Source organism: Flavobacterium sp. N2550, from assembly GCF_025947265.1.
In the GTDB taxonomy this organism is placed as follows: Bacteria; Bacteroidota; Bacteroidia; order Flavobacteriales; family Flavobacteriaceae; genus Flavobacterium; species Flavobacterium endophyticum.
Genome location: NZ_CP110007.1, coordinates 3049480 through 3067825 on the forward strand (window position 1 = coordinate 3049480; position 18346 = coordinate 3067825).

An 18346-nucleotide genomic window follows, 5' to 3' on the forward strand; every position below is an offset into this window, starting at 1 on the left:
TCTATTATTATCCTGCATAATTTGTATGCCTAAAAATACCTATAAAAGTTTGCTTATGGCTGATGATACTGAAAAATTTATTTGTTATGCATGTGTTGGTGAGAATTATCTAAAGTCAGAAATTGAAAGACTGGGCGAAATTCAGAACTGCTCTTATTGTGAAAACGAGGATATTGAATGCTCTACCCTTCCAGAAATTGCAGACAGGGTCGATATTGCATTTCAACAACATTACACTCGGTCTCCCGAATCACCGCCCGACCACTATTCGATTGACCATCTCAAAAGTTTGGATTTTTGGGAACCTGATGGATCTAGGGTGATTGAAGCAATAGCTGAAGCCGCAGAAATTTCCGAAGAGCTCGCGATGAATATCCAGGAAATCCTGGAGGAAAAATATTATAGCCGGTCTGCAATAGAAATTGGTGAATCTACTGAATATGATAGTGATTCATTTTACGACATTAAAGAACCTAATGACAGGGAGTGGCAGGGCAAATGGTCTAGTTTTGAATTGAATCTTAGAACAAGATCAAGGTTCTTTAGCAAAGAAAACGAAGAACTACTCGTATCAGTGTTCGATAATCTAGAACTATTTAAAACTCATGACGAAAAGCCAATTGTGAAGACTATAGGTCCTGAGACAGATATCACTAGTTTATTTCGGGCCAGGACGTTTCAATCTGACATCAGATTAGAAAAAGCCTTGCAACAACCGGAAAAAGAGCTTGGCCCTCCCCCTCCTGAATTTGCAACCGCGGGAAGGATGAACGCTAGGGGCATCTCAGTTTTTTACGGTGCAACAAAACTCGACACTGCACTATCTGAAATCAGACCCCCCGTGGGAAGCAAAGTAGCAGTGGCTAAGTTCAATCTATTGAAACAATTAAAGGTCCTGGATCTCACTGCACTATCCACCACTACTGTAGAAGGAAGCATATTTGATACCAGCTATTCTGAACTAGTTTCAAAGACAATTTTTCTTAGAAAGCTCAGTCAACGTCTTACCAGGCCGATCATGCCTGATGATGAACATTTTGACTATTTGGCAACTCAGGTGATAGCAGACTTTCTAGCAGCCGAATACGCATTCGATGGAATCATCTTTCCATCGGCTCAGTCACCTGATGGCGTAAACATTACTATTTTTAACCACGCGTCAGCAGTGGAACCTATTAAGCATCCTGAAGGAGCAAAAGTCGAAGTAACACTTTATGATTGGTATGACGAGGAACAATGTCCAGAATACACGATAACTACTTCCATTCCAAAATATAACATCGAAAAAAAGGATAACCATTTTTTTGATCTGCCATTACCCTACAGTAGGGAAATTAGTAGGTTGGTTTTAAAGAGTATCCTAGCAATTGATTTGGAATCCATTACTATTGAACACGTATCATCGGTCAATATTAACACTAGCAGTTACCCCGTCAATTCAAGATCATACGAACGAATTGACAGACCTGATGATACTTCAGGATTTACATTTTAAAGCTAACTTACATTATGACTCTAATAGTTTCCTGGATAGGTGTAGACGATAAAAAATCGGAAAAAAAGATTGCTTCACTGTATCTTGCTTCTGACAGCAGATACAGTTGGGGAAATCTTGGCAAATATGATAATGGTGTAAAAGTCTTTCGATGTATAAACGCTCCTGAAATTTTTGGCTTTTGCGGTGATGTATTATTTCCCTCCAATCTTGTCAGCCAATTAATAACACAAATTGACAATGGCCTGTTTTTTTCAGACAATGAGACAAGCACAGCAAAATCAAAGAAAATCGCTGATTTCATAAGTGAAGCAGTCAAGTACTACCCCACGGTTGCTTTCAATCAAAACTTTACAATAATCTATGGTACAAGGATAGCAGATGACTTTCATTTATTCAAATATATTCACAACTACAAAACAAGGACATTTGATTATAAAGAAATTGATCTGCCCCCTGTGTCGGGAAAAGTTTTCAGCGGAGGTTCCGGTTCAGAGGAATTTGACAAAAACTATCTCCCTTATGAAAATCCAAGACACAACGAATATCGTACAAGCAGAGGTGTATATCAATGTTTTGTAAGTACACTGAGAAATATCAAGGATAAATTTTCAGGGGGCGCACCCCAGATAGTAGGACTGTACCGTAAGGGAAATGCAGTGCTTTTTGGAAGCGTTATTCAGGAAAAATTGTACATTTACGGTCGGGAGTTCGTTCAAAATAAAAATGCCGACCAAATCGAATGGCGGAATGAAAATTTTGAAAGAGCAAATTCCGAAAACGGTAAGATATTAGATGGCGCGCAAAAGCAGCCTGGTACAGATGCAACTCCCTAGCTCTCCACTACTTTGATAACATAAATGGGGAGGTCGAGGTGTCTGGCAGCCGCAAGCTGCCATTAGGGAATTCAAAATGCAATAGTAGTGTAAATAGATAGCACGCCCATCTCTAAGTGGGAGGTCCTGGCGCAAATCCAGGCTGCATTTTTATTATATCTTAAAGTCATCTATCAATCTGGAAATCTTATGAATAAGCAGCTTTTTATAATTGGAAATGGATTCGACATCTTTCACGGGATTCCATCAAGATATTCAGATTTTGAAGCTTACGTCAAAGCTTCTAATCCTTCCCTCTATGCAGCACTGCAGGAATATTTTGTTCAGGATGAGCTTTGGTCCGATTTTGAAGCTACTTTGGCACTGATCGACACAGACAAGATTGTGGAAGATGCAGCCCAATATCTCGACGACTATGGCGCTGAGGACTGGAGTGATGCCGGACACCACAACTATCAATATGAGATGCAGCGAGCTATTGATTTGGTCACTGTTGATTTGCGGAATGCATTCATTGCATGGATACTTGATCTTGAAATTCCATCCGAAGGAAAGTTATTGCTTCCTGAAGACGCCACTTACTTATTGTTTAATTATACCAAAACATTGCAACTATGTTATAGCATACCAGAGGATAGAATCCTTTATATCCATAACAAGGCAGTTAATTTGGAGTCGGAGATTATTTTAGGGCACAGCCGAGAACTGAGTGCCGAAGAGTCGTTTTCTAATTATAAAAGTGATGGAGAAATGGAAGATTATGACGTACGCGTCATGGAAGGTAATGTCATACTGGATAATTATTTCAAAAACACCTACAAGGATACACCTACAATTATTTCAGAAAACGAAAATTTTTTCCGCAGTCTTTCCAATATCGATGAAATAATAGTATTGGGGCATTCTCTATCAGCTGTTGACCTTCCCTATTTTGAAAGAATTGTTGACTTTGTTAGTCCTGATTGTAAGTGGAAAGTTTCGTATTTCGGAGACAAGGATAAACCAGTTGGAATTTTGAAATCCATTGGAATTCCTGAGAGGAATATCACCCCAATAAAAATTGAAGAGCTACAGCGATAGTAGTTTGTTCTGGTTGTAATAATTTATTAGGGAAAAATTTTGCAAATTAAACTTTAATCTAAATGCATGAATTTTACATAAAAATATTTGCAATTCGGAGTGATATTTGATACCTTCGTTTTATCGAAAGGACTTAATTATGAAGAAGATGGGCAAAATGCAGAATAACCTGAAGCGCGGAAACGTTTACCGCAGGGCCGATCTTGCACAATTTTCCAGCGCTGTGGACAGGCACCTTTCAGAGCTTGTTAAAGAAGGTACCTTGGTAAAGCTTTCCCAGGGGTTGTACCATTTTCCGAAGCAGTCGGCCTTCGGTCCGGTTCCTCCGGAAGATGCTGTCTTGGTACGATCCTTCCTCAAGGATGAGGATTTCCTTATAACTTCCCCGAACGACTACAACTCCTTGGGAGTCGGCACTACGCAGCTCTACAATAAGAGGGTCGTTTACAATCACAAAAGGCATGGTGAATTTGAGTTGGGCAGCACCAGGTTCAGTTTTGTAGCCAAGCCGCGATTCCCAAAAAAGGCAACTCCGGAATTCCTGCTGGTGGACCTTGTAAATAACATAGGGAACCTTGCCGAAGATCCTGAACTTGTTATGCGCCAGGTGCAAAGCAGGGCTCTTTCTATGGATGCGGTAAAGCTAAAACAGGCCGTAAGGTCTTATGGAGGTGTGAGGGCCAAGAAGGTCTTTGCTCCTCTCCTGTCTCTTTAATTCTTATACCATGACTACCTATCTGCACCAGTACAAGGATTTCCCAGATTTGCTTTCCATCCTATCTAGTGAGACGGGAATCCTTCCACAGCTTATTGAGAAGGACTACTGGATCATGCACGTGCTTTATGGCCTGAAGCAGCTGGGCTTCGCCTTTGAACTCAAGGGCGGTACTTCGCTTTCAAAAGGCTACAATATCATCCACCGCTTTTCCGAGGATATAGACATCCGCATCATGCCGCCTGAAGGACACAGCGTAGAGGTCAATCCGAAAAAGATAAAAGATACGCATATAGCTTCTCGTAAGGACTATTACGACTGGCTTGCTGCTACAATTTCCATTGAGGGCATCATTGCCGTGGAACGCGACACAGCATTTGATGACCAGCGTTATTACCGCAGCGGCGGGATACGTCTGATCTATGAAAGCGTTACAGGCAGCGTTCCCGGACTAAAGGATGGCATATTGCTGGAAGCGGGCTTTGATACGGTCACACCGAATACCTTTGTAACGATCTCGTCTTGGGCATATGACAAGGCTATTGCTACACCTGGCATTGCTATAACTGACAACAGGGCTATGGAGATCGCCTGCTATCATCCCGGATACACCTTCGTGGAGAAATTACAGACCATAGCAACCAAATTCAGGCAGCAGCAGTCCGACGGCATGATCCGTCCCAACCTGCTACGCCAGTACTACGACGTGGCATGCCTGCTGGAGCATCCCGACGTAGACAGCTTCATTGGGACAAAGCTATATAATGCACACAAGGCCGAGCGTTTTCCCAAGCAGGACCTTGAAATACCACTTGCCAAGAACCAGGCTTTCCTCCTGGAAGAACCTTCCCTGCGAGCCGCTTACGAAACGCAGTATGTTGGAACAGCCGCACTATACTACAAGGGACAGCCTGTGTTTGATGAACTGCTGGCCAGGATAAAGAAAGACCTGTCCCGTTTCTAACTTTTTATCTTTGCTCATGAGGCATCTTCCTCCTCCAGCTTCTTCTTGAGTGCCTCGACGAAAAAGGTGGGCGACAATTCATTCCTTGCCTTGAAGGCATTGACAAAGCGCTGGGTGCTGGTGAAGCCGCATTCCTCTGCCAGCCCGCCATTATTGTATTCCCGCAGTTTTCTTGACTGCTTCAGTTCCGCCGTGATATAATCTATCTTCAGATCGTTGATGTATTCCGTGAACCTCTTGCCTCTCTCCTGCGCAATGGCACCGGAAAGATAGGTCGTATTGGTCTTAAAAGAGGCCGCCAGCCGTGCAAGGCTCAGGTCCTTATCCAGGAACTTCTTGTCGCGCTCCCACTTCTCCAGCTGTGGAATGAGCTTGTCGAGCGCTTCCCTGCTTATGTCCGTCTGGTCCCTGGACTCCTTGGTACTCTGCCTCCTTTGGGTTGCGTCGTTCTGCTCCATCAGCTGCTCGAATTTTCGCTGCCAGTCCCTGCGCTGGCGCCGGTGCCGCACCACAATAATGACAGCGGCGGCTGCAGTTAAGAAGATGGTTACAATAAGGTAGCTCTCATTGCGGTCCTGCCTGTCCAGTTTTTCCTGTATCTTTCGGCGTTCTTCCATCAGCTCCTTTGTATCGTATTCTTTGTGCATCCGCTCAAAGAGATACGACTGCGTAGATCGGATGACGCTGTCGGCCTTGAGCAGCTGGTCGACATAGAAGAGTGCTGCCTTGGCATTGTCATTCTTCTTATAGTACCGCATCAGCAGCTCGTAGTTCTCCCTCAGGTCGGGCCTCATGTAGCCCTGCTCCCGGAAAATCCTGTCCACGTCCTTCAAGTGTGGAAGCCCCAGGGATTCTTTCCGAAGCGCCCAGTAGCTCTTGCCTATGTAAAAGTGCGCTACCGCAATGTTCCCGAAATCATTGTTTTCCTGTATTGCGGGCATAGAAGACTTGATCTCTGATATGGCAGTGGCATAGTTGCGAAGGAAAAAATTGTTTACACCCGAGGTATGCCGGAAGTAGGAATCCATCTCATGGTTTTCCAGCCGGTCGGCCTCCTTCAGGCCAAGGCTGATATAGCTGCCGCAGGTACCATAGTCCCCGAGCATGTTATAGCACAGAGCCAGGGAATGCAGCGTGTTGAGGTAGGCTCTTGCATTATGGTCCCTGAAGAAAATCCTGCACTTCTCAAACAACAGTATGGCATCTTCATAAAAGCCAAGGTAATATTTGAGATGGGCGATGTTGTAAGTGGTCTTGCTCTTGAGGTACTGGTCATCGGTAGCCGAGATAAACCCATCTGCCTTGAGGTAGTTGTCAAGCGCCTCATTGTGGCGCTTGAGCCCGTAAAAGGCAATTCCCCTCGAGAGGTACGCGCTTCCGATCAGCCTCTTCTGGCCCGACTGCAATGCCGCGCTGACCATGCTGTCGGCATAGGCGACCTTTTCCTCTCCATCCCTGTAATGGATGTAATTCTTGTAGCCGTAGACGATCTCGTCCCAGTTCTTCTCGCCCTTTGCCTTATCGATAAAAGCCTTGAGGTAGGTTTCGCGCAGCAGCGCATTCTTGGCATGCAGCTCAATATTGTCGAATAGGTAATCGAAGGACTTCTGGGAAAGGCTGTCCCGGTATGACGGAGGCCCCGCTGCATGGGAAAAGGCCGCAAGCAGGCAGAGCAAAAGGGCAATCAAATTCTTTAGTACCATTTGAAGGAGCTACAGTAGGTAAGGTTTGCAAGGGCGCAATAGTAAACGTAGGATTTTCTGTATGGTTGGGGTTAACCAAATATACTGATTAAGTAACTAGAAATCTAAAAATTAACATTAGAATGCCCTGTTGATTTTCATAAAATCCACAGCCGATATTATGCAAAGCCACAGCCGGCGGGTTGCGGGCCATTTTTCATGCATTTAGCTTTGTCGGGAATTCAAAAGCGAAACGGGCCATCGTGGCCATCAGATTCAGCTTACCCGGGTAAATGGACTGAGAGAGGAATCAGTAACATTTTAAACCTAAATCATGAAAAAAATATTTCCCGTAGCCTTGTTGCCGCTGATGGCAGCAATCATCTTGTCCTGCTCGCAGGACGAGCCTCAGGCAGGACAACATCAAGAAAATACCACCCTGAAAATGGCCTCTTCAACAGGAACTTCGAGCCATAGTACGATAGGTACCACGCACAACCTCATACTGGACGAGCTCCTGTTGCATCCTTTGCCGGTACCTACCAGCCCTGCCGAAATTGACAGCACGGTCGCTGCAAGGATGCAGCACCACGGCTTTCCCGTTTCGGGTTGCGGGGATGGCAATCCGGCCGGACTGGCATCAACCATAGTGCAGGAGCCGATGCCCTTCTACAAGAACTGGCTGCCTTTTTCAGACCTGTCTGCCGAAGCGGTCACATTCCTGACCGATTTCCTGCAGGAATTCCAGGCGATCCACGACAGGGACGCACAATTGGTCTTGGTGGGTTCGGCATTGCCAAATGCACAGGCAGACACTGCCCTTACACCCGGTGACAAGGAAATCCTTCTTACGGTCCTTTCGATTACAGAGGCTTCCCTGCTGTACGGAAAAGAGAGGAAGGACAAGGATTGGGAGACTTCGGTAGGAAATATAGTCGCCGCCGCAAGGGGAGCCCAGCACGGGACGCCCTATGCTCTCAGGCTCAGCCTTACCGCAGGCATGATCCAGCACTACAAGAACCCCACTGATTAGCAATGCCAGTGAAAAGCGGCAGCGGGCCACTATCCAGGAATTTAGCATCCCTGCTGCTGCTTTTCCTTAATATCCTGGGACTGATCCTGATCTGGGAATTACTCTCCGTCGACGAGATGATACGCTATCAAGGAAACGGAGGCATCACCTCCTGTGAGTTCAGGGCCCAGACGCTGGTCCTTCTGGCAATAGCCACCACCAATCTCTCGGCAAGCCTTATCGCGCTCCTTGCCTGCTACTACAGGCCACCGCCAAGGTACTAACCCATAATTGTCATTTCTGCAATGCAATACCAGCCTAAATTTACCATACACAAGCTCCGGAACGATAGCGGAGAAATCCATTCCGTCCCTAGTCCTGCTTCCCAGATCCTGGTCATTCTGGTCCGTGAAGGAAAGGTGGAACTTCGGGCAGACGGGTTGCAATATACAATAGATAGTGGCTATTTCATGGCGGTCCCTGTCAGCACGGAATATGCCTTCAGGACAGCAGGTAATATAAGGGGCACGGCCATCTTGGCTTCGCATGTGGGATTTCCTGCAAGCCGTCTTGCGTGGCTTGCCAGGCTACGCGGGATTTCGGTGCGGCTCGATCACGGCAAAGCCCTTATGGCAAATCTGATGAGGAGTGCCGTCCTTTGCCAGGAAGAGCGGCTCTGCAGTGAAGGGCTTATTCCAGGCCTTCTGGATCTCATATTCGGATTGGCAGTGGAAAACTATCTGGCAAACAACGATCTTCGCCATTTTCATGGTTCCCTGCTCATACAAGGCTTCCTGGGGCTTGTTTACAGAAACATACGCCGGGAGCATTCCGTGGGTTTTTATGCATCGGCCCTGCATGTTACTCCCTCGCACCTGAACCGGACATCAAAATCAGGCACAGGCCTGTCGGCCAAGGGCTGCCTGGACTGCTTTTTGGTCCATGAGGCGAGACAGCTCCTGGCTGATCCTGCGTACAATATCACCGAGATCAGCGACCTTTTGCACTTCAGCCATCCGGCAGTCTTCCAACGGTTTTTCAGAAGGCTCACCGGCACCACTCCCCTGTGCTATCGCGCACAGCTGGGCAGGTGATGGCAAGACAGAGAAATTGAAAAAAGACGCCTATGGTACAATCTGCCTTTTACAAAGACATGCTTGTCAGGGTCAGCTCCAAGGAACAGGAGGTGATCCTGGGCGGGCCCGACAGTATCGGCCAGTCGTATGTGATGGCCGCATTCCTGAGGGAAGCGCTCCAGGAGCTCAAGGAACATATCTTCCGCAAGGGGTTTGAGGACCCGCGCCAGGAGATAGAATTCTTCCGCAAGGTCAAGCCCCAGGTCCTGGGGCGGCTCATCTTCTACAACAAGGTATACAGGATCGAAATCTCCTGCCCCTTCCGCCTTGGAAAGATGTACCATAAGTTCTTTGCGGCGCAGCTCCAGCGCCTCAAGTCAGAATTCAAGCAGCACCTGGCCGATTCCGAATTCTACAGGTATTACCGATCGGGAAGGACGGACCTTGATGCGGTCTACTTCCGTCTTGGCAACCTGGAACAGTCCGTAGGGCTCAACAGCTATCTTTTTGAGATAGACCCGCGTTTCTCCACCTACTATGACTACAAGGCGGCGCGGATCATTGCCGCAGACTTGCTGTACGGCTACCTGCTTGCAAGGGCGAGTCCGGAGCAGGCCCTGGAAGGCCAGCACGCAGCGGCTGATATCTGCTGGACCGGAACCAAGAATGCTCTGATTGAGCTCATTTACGCACTGCATACCTCTGGAGCCATATCCGATGGAAAGGTGGGGCTGCGAAGGGTCAGCATGGTACTCCAGTCCGTATTCCGCATCCCCTTGGGCGACATCCATCATGCCTTCCACAGGATGAAGGACAGGGCCGGCAGGCGTACGCTTTTTATCGACCAGCTCAAGTCCTCGCTGGAGGAATATATGGACAGGGAACTTTAGGTCGGGAGAACAGATCATGGCAGCACTTCGGTGCTGCTTTTTTGTTAAAATTTGGTTGCCCATTGGCAGGACTTGGCAGATGCTGTCATCGGCATTTTGGAATTTTGGCCCATAACTTAAAACATATGGCCATGAATATTGACAGGACCGAATTTATTGCATGGATGGAGCGGATCATGGACCGCTTTGATATCATTGGCGAGAATATCGCCAAGACCTCCCAGCAGCGCAATGCCATAGATGGCGAGGAGCTCCTTGACAACCAGGATCTCCTGCAGATGCTCAAGATCAGTTCCCGCTCCCTGCAGCGCTACCGCTCTGGCGGAAAGCTTCCCTACTATACCATCAGCGGCAAGATCTATTACAAGCTCTCCGATGTGCACCAGTTTATCCGGGACGGATTCAGCGAATCGCGCAAGGTGGACCGCGGGTGACAAAAGGCGACCTGGACTGCCAGGCGCAATTCTGGCGCTTGGCATAGAATACATTAGCACCAAAATAAAAAGAGATGGCAACGGAGGCAGACAATAAGGATACGGCAGAAGGACAGGAAACCCTGCTGGTGATGGACAAGCACGAGAAAAAGGTCAGGGCTGTGAGCCGGATTACCCCTGAAGGACATATGGAAACGGTGGCGCCTTCGAGAAAAAATACTGCCCGCTTTATTACCGTGGACCGCGGCGGGGACCTGTTCTCCAACTTTTTTTCCAATTTCATGAGCCAGCTGCAGAATCCAACGAGGTTTTCCTTTTTCGTGGTACCCAAAAAGCTGGCTTTTGAAATGGCGCCGCTACTTTCAAGGGTACTGGAGAAGGCCGCCACCGCTATAATGCCGCTGAACCAGATCAGCATTCCCTCACTTGCAGAAGAAAAAAATAATTTAAATCAGGATACTATGGAAACAACAGAAAGAAATGCAGATGCAGCAGAATTGCGCTACAAGCCCGAACAGGTCAACTGGGAGGCTTTGGCTTCGATGGGACTTGACCGTGACAGGCTTGAAAAGCTGAACCTTCTTGAACCCCTATTGAAAGGTTACAAGACCAACGAGCTGGTGCCCCTCACCCTCACCATGGGGAATGCCGTGGTGCGCATGGATGCCAGGCTCTCCCTCCAGCCCAACGACTCGGGCGAGATCGTGGTGGCCATGCACGGCATCCGCAGGGAACCCAACCTCAACTATTCCTTTTTCGGGCACGAGTTCACAACTGAGGACAAGCAGAACCTGCTCAGCACCGGAAACATGGGAAGGGTCGTGGATCTCTACAACCAAAGGGACGCACAATATTATCCATCGGTGGTAAGCGTGGACCGCATGACCAACGAGCTGGTGGCCTGCCGCGCCGAATGGATGCGGATACCCGAGGAGATCAAGGGCGTGAAGCTGGACGATTCACAGAAACAGGCACTCTTGGAAGGAAAAGCCATCCACCTGGAAGGGATGATCTCAAAAAAGGGCGAGCCCTTTGATGCCAGCGTGCAGTTCAATGCCGACAAGCGCTATGTCGAGTTCCAATTCGACAGGAATCCGTCAAATGCCAAGGCACAGGATCTTACCGCGCCGAGGATCTTCAGGGACAGGGAACTGACCAACGAGCAGTATGGCAAGTTCAAGGAGGGCCAGACCATATACGTTCCCGGCCTTATCGACAGGCAGGGTAAGGAATACAATGGATACATCACCTTCAGCAAGGAAACGGGCAAGACGGACTTCTCTTTCCAGAACCCGGACAAGGCACAGAAGGTCACCCCGGCTGAAGAGAGCAAGACCCAGGTGGCGGTCAACTCGGAAGGCAAGACCAATGAAGCCACCAAGGCCCTAAAGGAACCGCTCAATACGCGCCAGCAGGAACTCGAGACTGAAAAACAGCAGGAAGAGCAGACTCCTGCCCGCAAGGGAAGGAAGATGTAACCCTTAAAAACCGATTCCGAATGAAAGCAATCATAGCAGAAAAGCCGAGCATGGCGAGGGAAATCGCGGCCGTGGTGGGCGCCAGGGAAAGGAAGGACGGATATATCTCCGGCAATGGGTACCTGGTGACCTGGGCCTTCGGGCACCTGGTTGGGTTGGCCATGCCGGAAGATTACGGTATAGTTGGATTCAGGGAAGAGAACCTGCCCATCCTGCCCGACCCTTTTCTCCTCACACCACGCAGGATAAAGACGCCAAAGGGTTATGAGGCGGACCCTTCCGCCCTCTCCCAGCTCAAGGTTATAGCCGGTGTCATCGGCCAGTGCCAGAGCATCATCGTGGCTACCGATGCAGGTCGCGAGGGGGAATTGATCTTCAGGTACATCTACCAGCACCTGGGATGCCGCAAGCCCTTCGAGAGATTGTGGATAAGCTCCCTTACCGAGAAGGCTATCCGCAAGGGGATGCAGGAGCTCAGACCCGGAAAGGAGTTTGAAAGCCTGTACCTCTCGGCCATGGCCAGGAGCCATGCCGACTGGGTCATCGGCATCAATGCCTCGCAGGCCCTCTCCTTGCGCGCCGGCGAGGGAACCTACTCCCTTGGGCGTGTACAGACCCCGGTCCTGGCAATGATCTGCCTGCGGTATCAGGAACACAGGGAGTTTGCCAGCAGGGACTATTGGCAACTGCAGCTGCAACACCGCAAGGAATATACGGATTTTACCAGCCTCTCGGAAAAGAAATGGGAAGACCGCAAGGAGGCCCTCGCCGCACTCAGGATTATAGAGCGCGGCGGCAGGGCCTTTGTGAAATCCGTCGATATCAAGGCAGTCGCCGAACAGCCTCCCCTGCTTTTTGACCTCACCGGCCTGCAGAAACAGGCCAATCGTACCCTCAGTCTTTCGGCTTCGGAAACACTTGAGATCGCACAGTCACTCTACGAGAAACGCTTCATCACCTATCCAAGGACCGCCAGCCGCCATATCACCGAAGACCTTTGGCCCGAGGTCCCTGCCCTTATACGCCTGCTGGCAGAAAGGCTATCTTGCCGCACGGCTGCTTCAAAGGCAAACCCTAGCCGTCTCAACAGGCGGATCGTCGATGACCTGAAGGTAACCGACCACCACGGGCTGCTCATCACCGAGAAGATTCCCACTGCACTGTCGGCACGGGAAAATGCTATGTACGACATGATTGCCATGCGGCTTCTTGAATCACTGGCCGAGCCCTGCCATAAGGAGATGCAGAACATACAGCTCGAGGTTGGGCACCACGACTTCACCATACGGGGCGCCAAGGTGCTTCAGCCCGGATGGCGCGCCTTAAGCGGCAGCCTTTCGGAAAGTACTGAAGAGCTTCAGTCGCTGCCCACTTTTAAGGAAGGTGATGAGATAAAGATCAGCAGCGTACAAGTCTTGGACAAAAAGACAGTCCCCCCTGCCCTGTACAACGAGGCGTCCTTATTGCAGGCCATGGAATCAGCAGGAAAGCTGCCTGATAATCCTTCCCTTGCGGCCGTCGGACTGGGAACGCCCGCCACAAGGGCGGCCATAATAGAGACCCTGTTCTCCCGAGAATATATCCGAAAGGAAAAGAAGCAGCTCATTCCAACCGAAAAGGGGCTACAGGTATATCAATGGGTACACGATATGAAGATTGCCGATGCGGCAATGACTGCGCAATGGGAATTGGCATTCAAGGCTATTGAGAATGGCGAGACCAGTCCTTATACCTTCCAAAAGGATATTGAGGAATATGCCAGAGCTGTCACTTCAGAACTTTTAGGAATTACATCTGTGGGAAATCAATATCCTCAGCTCCCGTGTCCAAAATGCAAGGGGCACAACCTGATCTTCACCAACAAAATCGTCAAGTGTCCTGATATTGCCTGCGGATGGATACAGTTTAGGATGGTCTGTAAAGTTCAGATCTCCATTGAGGAAATCATAAGCTTGATTACAAATGGAAGGACCTCTTTAATCACTGGTATGCAAAGTAATTCGGGAAAGAAATTTGATGCTTACCTTTATCTTAGCAACCATGCAAAGGTTTTATTCAAATTTGACTAATAAAATAGGTTGAGATTCGTATTTACAGGAAAGGATTTGTAGTTTAATAAGTCCTAGAAAAGTTTGAATAACATTTTTAAAATTCAGACATTTAGACAGTGAATAACAAGTTAAAGTACCTATGAAAAGACCTTTAATATCCCCTGAATTACATTTCCTTATGGTAAAAGCCGATGCAAACCCTTTTGCAGATACATATAAGTCGGAATGGTACAAAAAAAAGGAAAGCTCAGTTTCAAAAAAGGAACAGGATATTATAGATTTCTTACATTTTTGCAATAGGGAATTCATTAAGCATACAGATCTCATTTTAAAAAGCATTGATGAGCTTTGCTTAAATAGAGATGAGTTATTTGATTTTATCTACTGTCAGGCCAACAACAAAACACTATTGGCTATCCCTGAGCTCACAAGGCAGATGTTTCCCTCGCTGATAATCACGGTTGAAGATACTGAATTTGCCAAATATCGGGACAAAATGGGAAATGAGCATTCCATCAGCTCAATTGTGGAAGTTGCAGCCGATATTACTGCTTACCTTCAATCCCTAATTGAAAAATTAAATTTTCAAGATGGAAAAGAGCATAAAACTTCTAAAATTGACAAGCATTCGTTATATGATCGAATGTGGTTTTCCGCAATGCATATACTGAATCTTGAATACTTATATGACCAGATAATTTATGAGAACGCAGCTGTGAAATGGTCAAAAGATTCCAAGAAGGCAAAGATAATACCCGGCCTGAAGGAAATTGAATTGATAAGACGTTGCGGTGAAATCCGAAAGGACAAAACGATTCAGGAATGTGTTATTTTCCTACACTCTAGATACTTGCAGAAGAAAGTAAAAAAAAACAGGCTAAAAGAACTAGAAGTGTACGATGGTGCATTAAGGCCGTCCATTGAAAACGCATTTCAGAGTGAGGATGATTTTCTCTATGATGCATCATATATTGGCAAATACTATTTTTACAGCGGGATTAAGTTTGATTTTTACAAAGGCCTCACCCTCTTGGATATCAACGGGATTCTCAAAGCTATAGTACAGCTTCCCAGAAAATGCCTTAACGAGGGTAGGAAGAGTCTAATTACAAATAAAATTCCCTATAAGATCAGTGAAGAAATTTTCTTAAATTATCTCGCCGGCATTACATCGCTGAAAGTTGTACAGATAAAGCTTGTTCTTGATGCCATAACTTCTCAAGAGAATCGTCCATTTCCGTGGAGAAAGCCCTTCATCAAGCATAATGGCTATTATTACTTCACTTTGTCTGCCTTAAATAGTCCCAATAACACGCTTATTTTTGAAGAAGTGCTTCGTTACGCTGGGTATGGCGTCGCAGAAAATGAGCTTTTATTGCGAGATACTATCCGTTATGAGTTACTAAAAACCAAGAAGGGATATGCATTTGAAGAGATTGATACAATCGAACTGGTTGCATCTGACATCCTGTCTCAAAGACATCTCCTCTATAAGCTCAGAGATTACTATGTACTGATAGAACCTGTATATTTCGAACATCCTGTTATTTCTATAGACTTAAACAAAGTTCTTTCTAATTTGGCAGAAAGGGTAATCGATTTTAATAAATATATTGACAGGCTCATTAAGGAATTTAAGAATGAAAAGATAATTCCATTGATTGCTTCGCATCACATGTGTCTTTCCTCCTTAAGCATGGATAATGTGCATATTGTAGACATTCAAATGCTTGCAAACTATTTTACCAAAGGCTCATTTGGCCGTGCCCAAGTTATCATGGAAGGGAATAAAATACACCATGCAAATGAGTTTGCGACCGTACAATATTATCGTGATGAAAACGATTTCAATCAAAATTTTCTTCAATTCATTAATTTCCCTCCCCAGATAAGTTCCATTTATAGCAAGCTGGTCTGGAAGGAAATCCCAATGTCATTCAAAGGATCTGTTCCCGAAATCATTACTGAAAGCATCGATCTTGTGGAGACAGAAAGTACTGTCGCAAGCGAGATAAGGATAGTCAAAACTATGCTGGAAAATAAGAAATATCTTGATTTTGAAAAAAAAAGATTTACAATTACCGATGAAGCAATAGCCTATTACATCAACAATATATTGCATACGATAGCTTTTAACGAATATAGCATTACGCTATATCGCACCGAACTATATAGTATTTTAAGTCAATCTAATTTCGAGGGCTTCGCCCACATGATATTGTTTTTACAGAAGGCGTTGAGCAATATATCATTTGCTAAAATAAGGCCTGATAAAAAATTCAAAGGACTGTCCTACCAAAGCGATGAAATTTTAGAAATCCTCAAGAAAATAATCTCGGAATATCCTTCGGGAATTTCTTTTGACTTATGCATACCGGAAGGTAATCTTACAAAACAGGAAGAAAAAAAGATCGTCTCTTCGGCCATTGACGTACTCTCGCTTATGACTGTAAATGAACTTGATGATTCCCAGCTTGATACGCTTCACTTCCAGATCATAATCCTCAATGCTTTACGTCGAAAATATAATTTAGATTTTGAATTTACCCAAGCCTGCAGCAATTATGTATCACTCTTAAACTTCAACCGTAAGTTCCAGAGGGCAAGGAATTTTGCGGAATCAGTCCTAGCAATTGCAATTCCTGAAAAGAAACATTATATGGGCTGGTCACTCCTGTACAAATGCTTTACTGAACAGGAAAATCCTTACTACGCCTCAATATATGGTACACTCTACAACATATCGCTGACAGTGTTCACAGAAACAAAGTATTATGTAGCGGTCGATCTCCTAACCCTTTCTCTAAAATACTTCAGGACATTTCATCTGTACGACATGATGGATACCCTAATGGAGTCAAGAGAAATGTTCAAACTAAACAAATATGATGATCAAAAAATAGCCTTAGTATACTTTCAAGCCAATATGATAAGGGTAGACAGGCACACATCAGCTATAGATGATGCACTTCAATATTTGCAGAAGCACCGTGAATCGATAAAAAAATATGGCTCTTTAGCAATTGTTCCATGGCTTAATTACTTATATAATATCAAAAGGATACATTCGGAAGGTTTTGAAGGTTTTGATAAGGAAATCGATGTTATTATCCTGGATCTTGAAAAAGAAATATCGGAAGAGAAATATCAAGTCCTGAAAAAAAAGCATTTTGACACGGTAGACTTAAAAAATGATTTTATCAAGTCACTAAACGGAGCCTTTGAGACATATGATTCGGATGACTTTCAGTTTGAAATAAAACAACTTGAAATGTCTGCAAAAAGGCTGCTGTCAAATTCAATCATAGACAATGATGTCGAGGGAATTCTACTTTGCAGTCTGGTACTTAATGATAATTCAGCTAACTATAATAATGAATATCCAAAGGACAGCTATAAAATAAGTTCAGTTATTGATCCTGGCCAAGAGATTATATATAAGTTATCGGCCTATAAGGATTATATCATCAATTCTATCAAACTGGAAAAAGATGAACTATTCATTTGGCTGTTTAATATAAATGATAGAATATACATTCTGACCATTAACCATGAAGCTACAGTAAATACTAGAGAATTGCCTGATTGGGATTGGTTGAAAATGACTGATTGGTTGAAAAACAAAGACAGTTTTTATTACAAAGGCCATCTTTACTCCAGCTTGGGAGAACAGGAAGAGCATTATGAGAAGTTATTGGATGCCCTTTCATTTACCGAACTGTCTTTGACACAGAACTATAAGGAAATCTTTTACTGTAGCAGCATCGATCTTGTACAATTCCCTACAAATCTAATTGAAAACAACCTGGACTTCATCAGTTCAAGAGTTCCGGTAACGAACATAATTTCATTCGAATACCTAATCAATTCAAATAGAAATAGTCTCTTATCTCCCAAGTATAGCTCTACAGCATGGATTCCTATTGTAGATCAGGATGGTTCTCTTCTGGTTAGTTATGATAAAATAAAGCCGATTTTACAAAAAATGGGCGCCAAAATCATTACCCAAAGGCAAATCACTGAAAAGATAAATACTGATGTGAATATATTCTTGGCTCATGGAGAGCTAAATCTAAGAAGTTTTAAGGGAATATATACTAATCATAAGGCAGAGAGCGCAATAAGGCATACCGACTATCTATTCGGTTCAGGCAGGGTAGCAATCCTTTTTATTTGTAATTCAGGCGTGGCAAACGATGACATACTTTCCAATAGTATACTTTCACTCAGTCATGATATCCTCAAATTAGGTTACGAAACTGTAATTGCCCCTTTTTGGAAACTCGAAATATCAATAACACCCTATTGGCTCGAAAACTTCCTTAGTGCATTTAATGAAGGATATAAAGTATCTGAAGCTGTCTATCTGGCAAACGCATCACTGGCAGAATATAAGGAAGATATCTCCAATTCATTTTTTGTAGCTGAAGGAAGGCTTGACATGCATATTTATGGAAATCCATATTTGAGAATAAAGCTCTAGTATCATTTTGCAAAAGACACACTCTTGCGAATTTGCGAACGCTATTATAAAAGGTTCCTAGCGATTTACCCCCATTCACACTTCGGAATTTCAGAAATTTTTGATCATGATAACAATTGCAAACTTCAATAACCTAATGTGAATTGGTGA

General features: G+C 45.3%; 13 protein-coding genes. 12 read left to right on the forward strand and 1 reads right to left on the reverse strand.

Annotation, left to right across the window (positions count from 1 at the left end):
- Window positions 1-55: 55 nt before the first annotated feature.
- From OLM56_RS13470 to OLM56_RS13490, 5 genes are all read left to right on the forward strand, one after another.
- A complete protein-coding gene (locus OLM56_RS13470; RefSeq protein ID WP_264527327.1) occupies window positions 56-1495 on the forward strand; it encodes an RES family NAD+ phosphorylase in 1440 nt (479 codons plus the stop codon).
- 14 nt (window positions 1496-1509) lie between these two features.
- The gene (locus OLM56_RS13475; RefSeq protein WP_264527328.1) at window positions 1510-2331 is read left to right on the forward strand and encodes a hypothetical protein; all 822 of its coding nucleotides are present in this window, start codon (window positions 1510-1512) and stop codon (window positions 2329-2331) included.
- Window positions 2332-2520: 189 nt separating this feature from the next.
- Window positions 2521-3411, forward strand: a complete 891-nt coding sequence (locus tag OLM56_RS13480; RefSeq protein ID WP_264527329.1) for a bacteriophage abortive infection AbiH family protein — start codon at window positions 2521-2523, stop codon at window positions 3409-3411.
- A gap of 139 nt (window positions 3412-3550) precedes the next feature.
- Entirely contained in the window at window positions 3551-4126 is a 576-nt protein-coding gene (locus tag OLM56_RS13485; RefSeq protein ID WP_264527330.1) for a type IV toxin-antitoxin system AbiEi family antitoxin domain-containing protein, read from the forward strand.
- 10 nt (window positions 4127-4136) lie between these two features.
- Window positions 4137-5090 (forward strand): nucleotidyl transferase AbiEii/AbiGii toxin family protein, encoded by a 954-nt coding sequence (locus OLM56_RS13490; protein ID WP_264527331.1) that lies wholly within the window; start codon window positions 4137-4139, stop codon window positions 5088-5090.
- Window positions 5091-5104: 14 nt separating this feature from the next.
- On the opposite strand, the gene OLM56_RS13495 is transcribed toward OLM56_RS13490, so the two are convergent.
- Window positions 5105-6793 carry a helix-turn-helix domain-containing protein gene (locus OLM56_RS13495; protein ID WP_264527332.1) on the reverse strand — a complete coding sequence of 563 codons (1689 nt, stop codon included), beginning with the start codon at window positions 6791-6793 and terminating at the stop codon, window positions 5105-5107.
- A gap of 313 nt (window positions 6794-7106) precedes the next feature.
- Here OLM56_RS13495 and OLM56_RS13500 point away from each other — a divergent pair, with 313 nt between their 5' ends.
- From OLM56_RS13500 to OLM56_RS13530, 7 genes are all read left to right on the forward strand, one after another.
- Window positions 7107-7805: a hypothetical protein gene (locus OLM56_RS13500; protein ID WP_264527333.1), complete on the forward strand. Its 699-nt coding sequence runs from the start codon at window positions 7107-7109 to the stop codon at window positions 7803-7805.
- A 284-nt stretch (window positions 7806-8089) separates the two neighbouring features.
- Window positions 8090-8878 (forward strand): helix-turn-helix domain-containing protein, encoded by a 789-nt coding sequence (locus OLM56_RS13505; protein ID WP_264527334.1) that lies wholly within the window; start codon window positions 8090-8092, stop codon window positions 8876-8878.
- Between the two features lie 32 nt (window positions 8879-8910).
- Window positions 8911-9750: an RteC domain-containing protein gene (locus OLM56_RS13510; RefSeq protein ID WP_264527335.1), complete on the forward strand. Its 840-nt coding sequence runs from the start codon at window positions 8911-8913 to the stop codon at window positions 9748-9750.
- 131 nt (window positions 9751-9881) lie between these two features.
- Window positions 9882-10184: a helix-turn-helix domain-containing protein gene (locus tag OLM56_RS13515; RefSeq protein ID WP_264527336.1), complete on the forward strand. Its 303-nt coding sequence runs from the start codon at window positions 9882-9884 to the stop codon at window positions 10182-10184.
- Between the two features lie 74 nt (window positions 10185-10258).
- Entirely contained in the window at window positions 10259-11662 is a 1404-nt protein-coding gene (locus OLM56_RS13520; RefSeq protein WP_264527337.1) for a DUF3945 domain-containing protein, read from the forward strand.
- A gap of 20 nt (window positions 11663-11682) precedes the next feature.
- Window positions 11683-13731 (forward strand): type IA DNA topoisomerase, encoded by a 2049-nt coding sequence (locus OLM56_RS13525; RefSeq protein WP_264527338.1) that lies wholly within the window; start codon window positions 11683-11685, stop codon window positions 13729-13731.
- A gap of 121 nt (window positions 13732-13852) precedes the next feature.
- Window positions 13853-18196, forward strand: coding sequence for a hypothetical protein (locus OLM56_RS13530; protein WP_264527339.1), 4344 nt, complete (start codon window positions 13853-13855; stop codon window positions 18194-18196).
- The last annotated feature ends 150 nt before the right edge of the window (window positions 18197-18346 follow it).

What these genes read in the sequence shown, in the direction of transcription:
- OLM56_RS13495 (WP_264527332.1), bottom strand. Translation starts at nt 6,793, where the DNA reads ATGGTACTAAAGAATTTGATTGCCCTTTTGCTCTGCCTGCTTGCGGCC.
- OLM56_RS13510 (WP_264527335.1), top strand. Translation starts at nt 8,911, where the DNA reads ATGGTACAATCTGCCTTTTACAAAGACATGCTTGTCAGGGTCAGCTCC.
- OLM56_RS13500 (WP_264527333.1), top strand. Translation starts at nt 7,107, where the DNA reads ATGAAAAAAATATTTCCCGTAGCCTTGTTGCCGCTGATGGCAGCAATC.
- OLM56_RS13505 (WP_264527334.1), top strand. Translation starts at nt 8,090, where the DNA reads ATGCAATACCAGCCTAAATTTACCATACACAAGCTCCGGAACGATAGC.
- OLM56_RS13525 (WP_264527338.1), top strand. Translation starts at nt 11,683, where the DNA reads ATGAAAGCAATCATAGCAGAAAAGCCGAGCATGGCGAGGGAAATCGCG.
- OLM56_RS13470 (WP_264527327.1), top strand. Translation starts at nt 56, where the DNA reads ATGGCTGATGATACTGAAAAATTTATTTGTTATGCATGTGTTGGTGAG.
- OLM56_RS13515 (WP_264527336.1), top strand. Translation starts at nt 9,882, where the DNA reads ATGAATATTGACAGGACCGAATTTATTGCATGGATGGAGCGGATCATG.
- OLM56_RS13520 (WP_264527337.1), top strand. Translation starts at nt 10,259, where the DNA reads ATGGCAACGGAGGCAGACAATAAGGATACGGCAGAAGGACAGGAAACC.
- OLM56_RS13475 (WP_264527328.1), top strand. Translation starts at nt 1,510, where the DNA reads ATGACTCTAATAGTTTCCTGGATAGGTGTAGACGATAAAAAATCGGAA.
- OLM56_RS13490 (WP_264527331.1), top strand. Translation starts at nt 4,137, where the DNA reads ATGACTACCTATCTGCACCAGTACAAGGATTTCCCAGATTTGCTTTCC.
- OLM56_RS13480 (WP_264527329.1), top strand. Translation starts at nt 2,521, where the DNA reads ATGAATAAGCAGCTTTTTATAATTGGAAATGGATTCGACATCTTTCAC.
- OLM56_RS13530 (WP_264527339.1), top strand. Translation starts at nt 13,853, where the DNA reads ATGAAAAGACCTTTAATATCCCCTGAATTACATTTCCTTATGGTAAAA.
- OLM56_RS13485 (WP_264527330.1), top strand. Translation starts at nt 3,551, where the DNA reads ATGAAGAAGATGGGCAAAATGCAGAATAACCTGAAGCGCGGAAACGTT.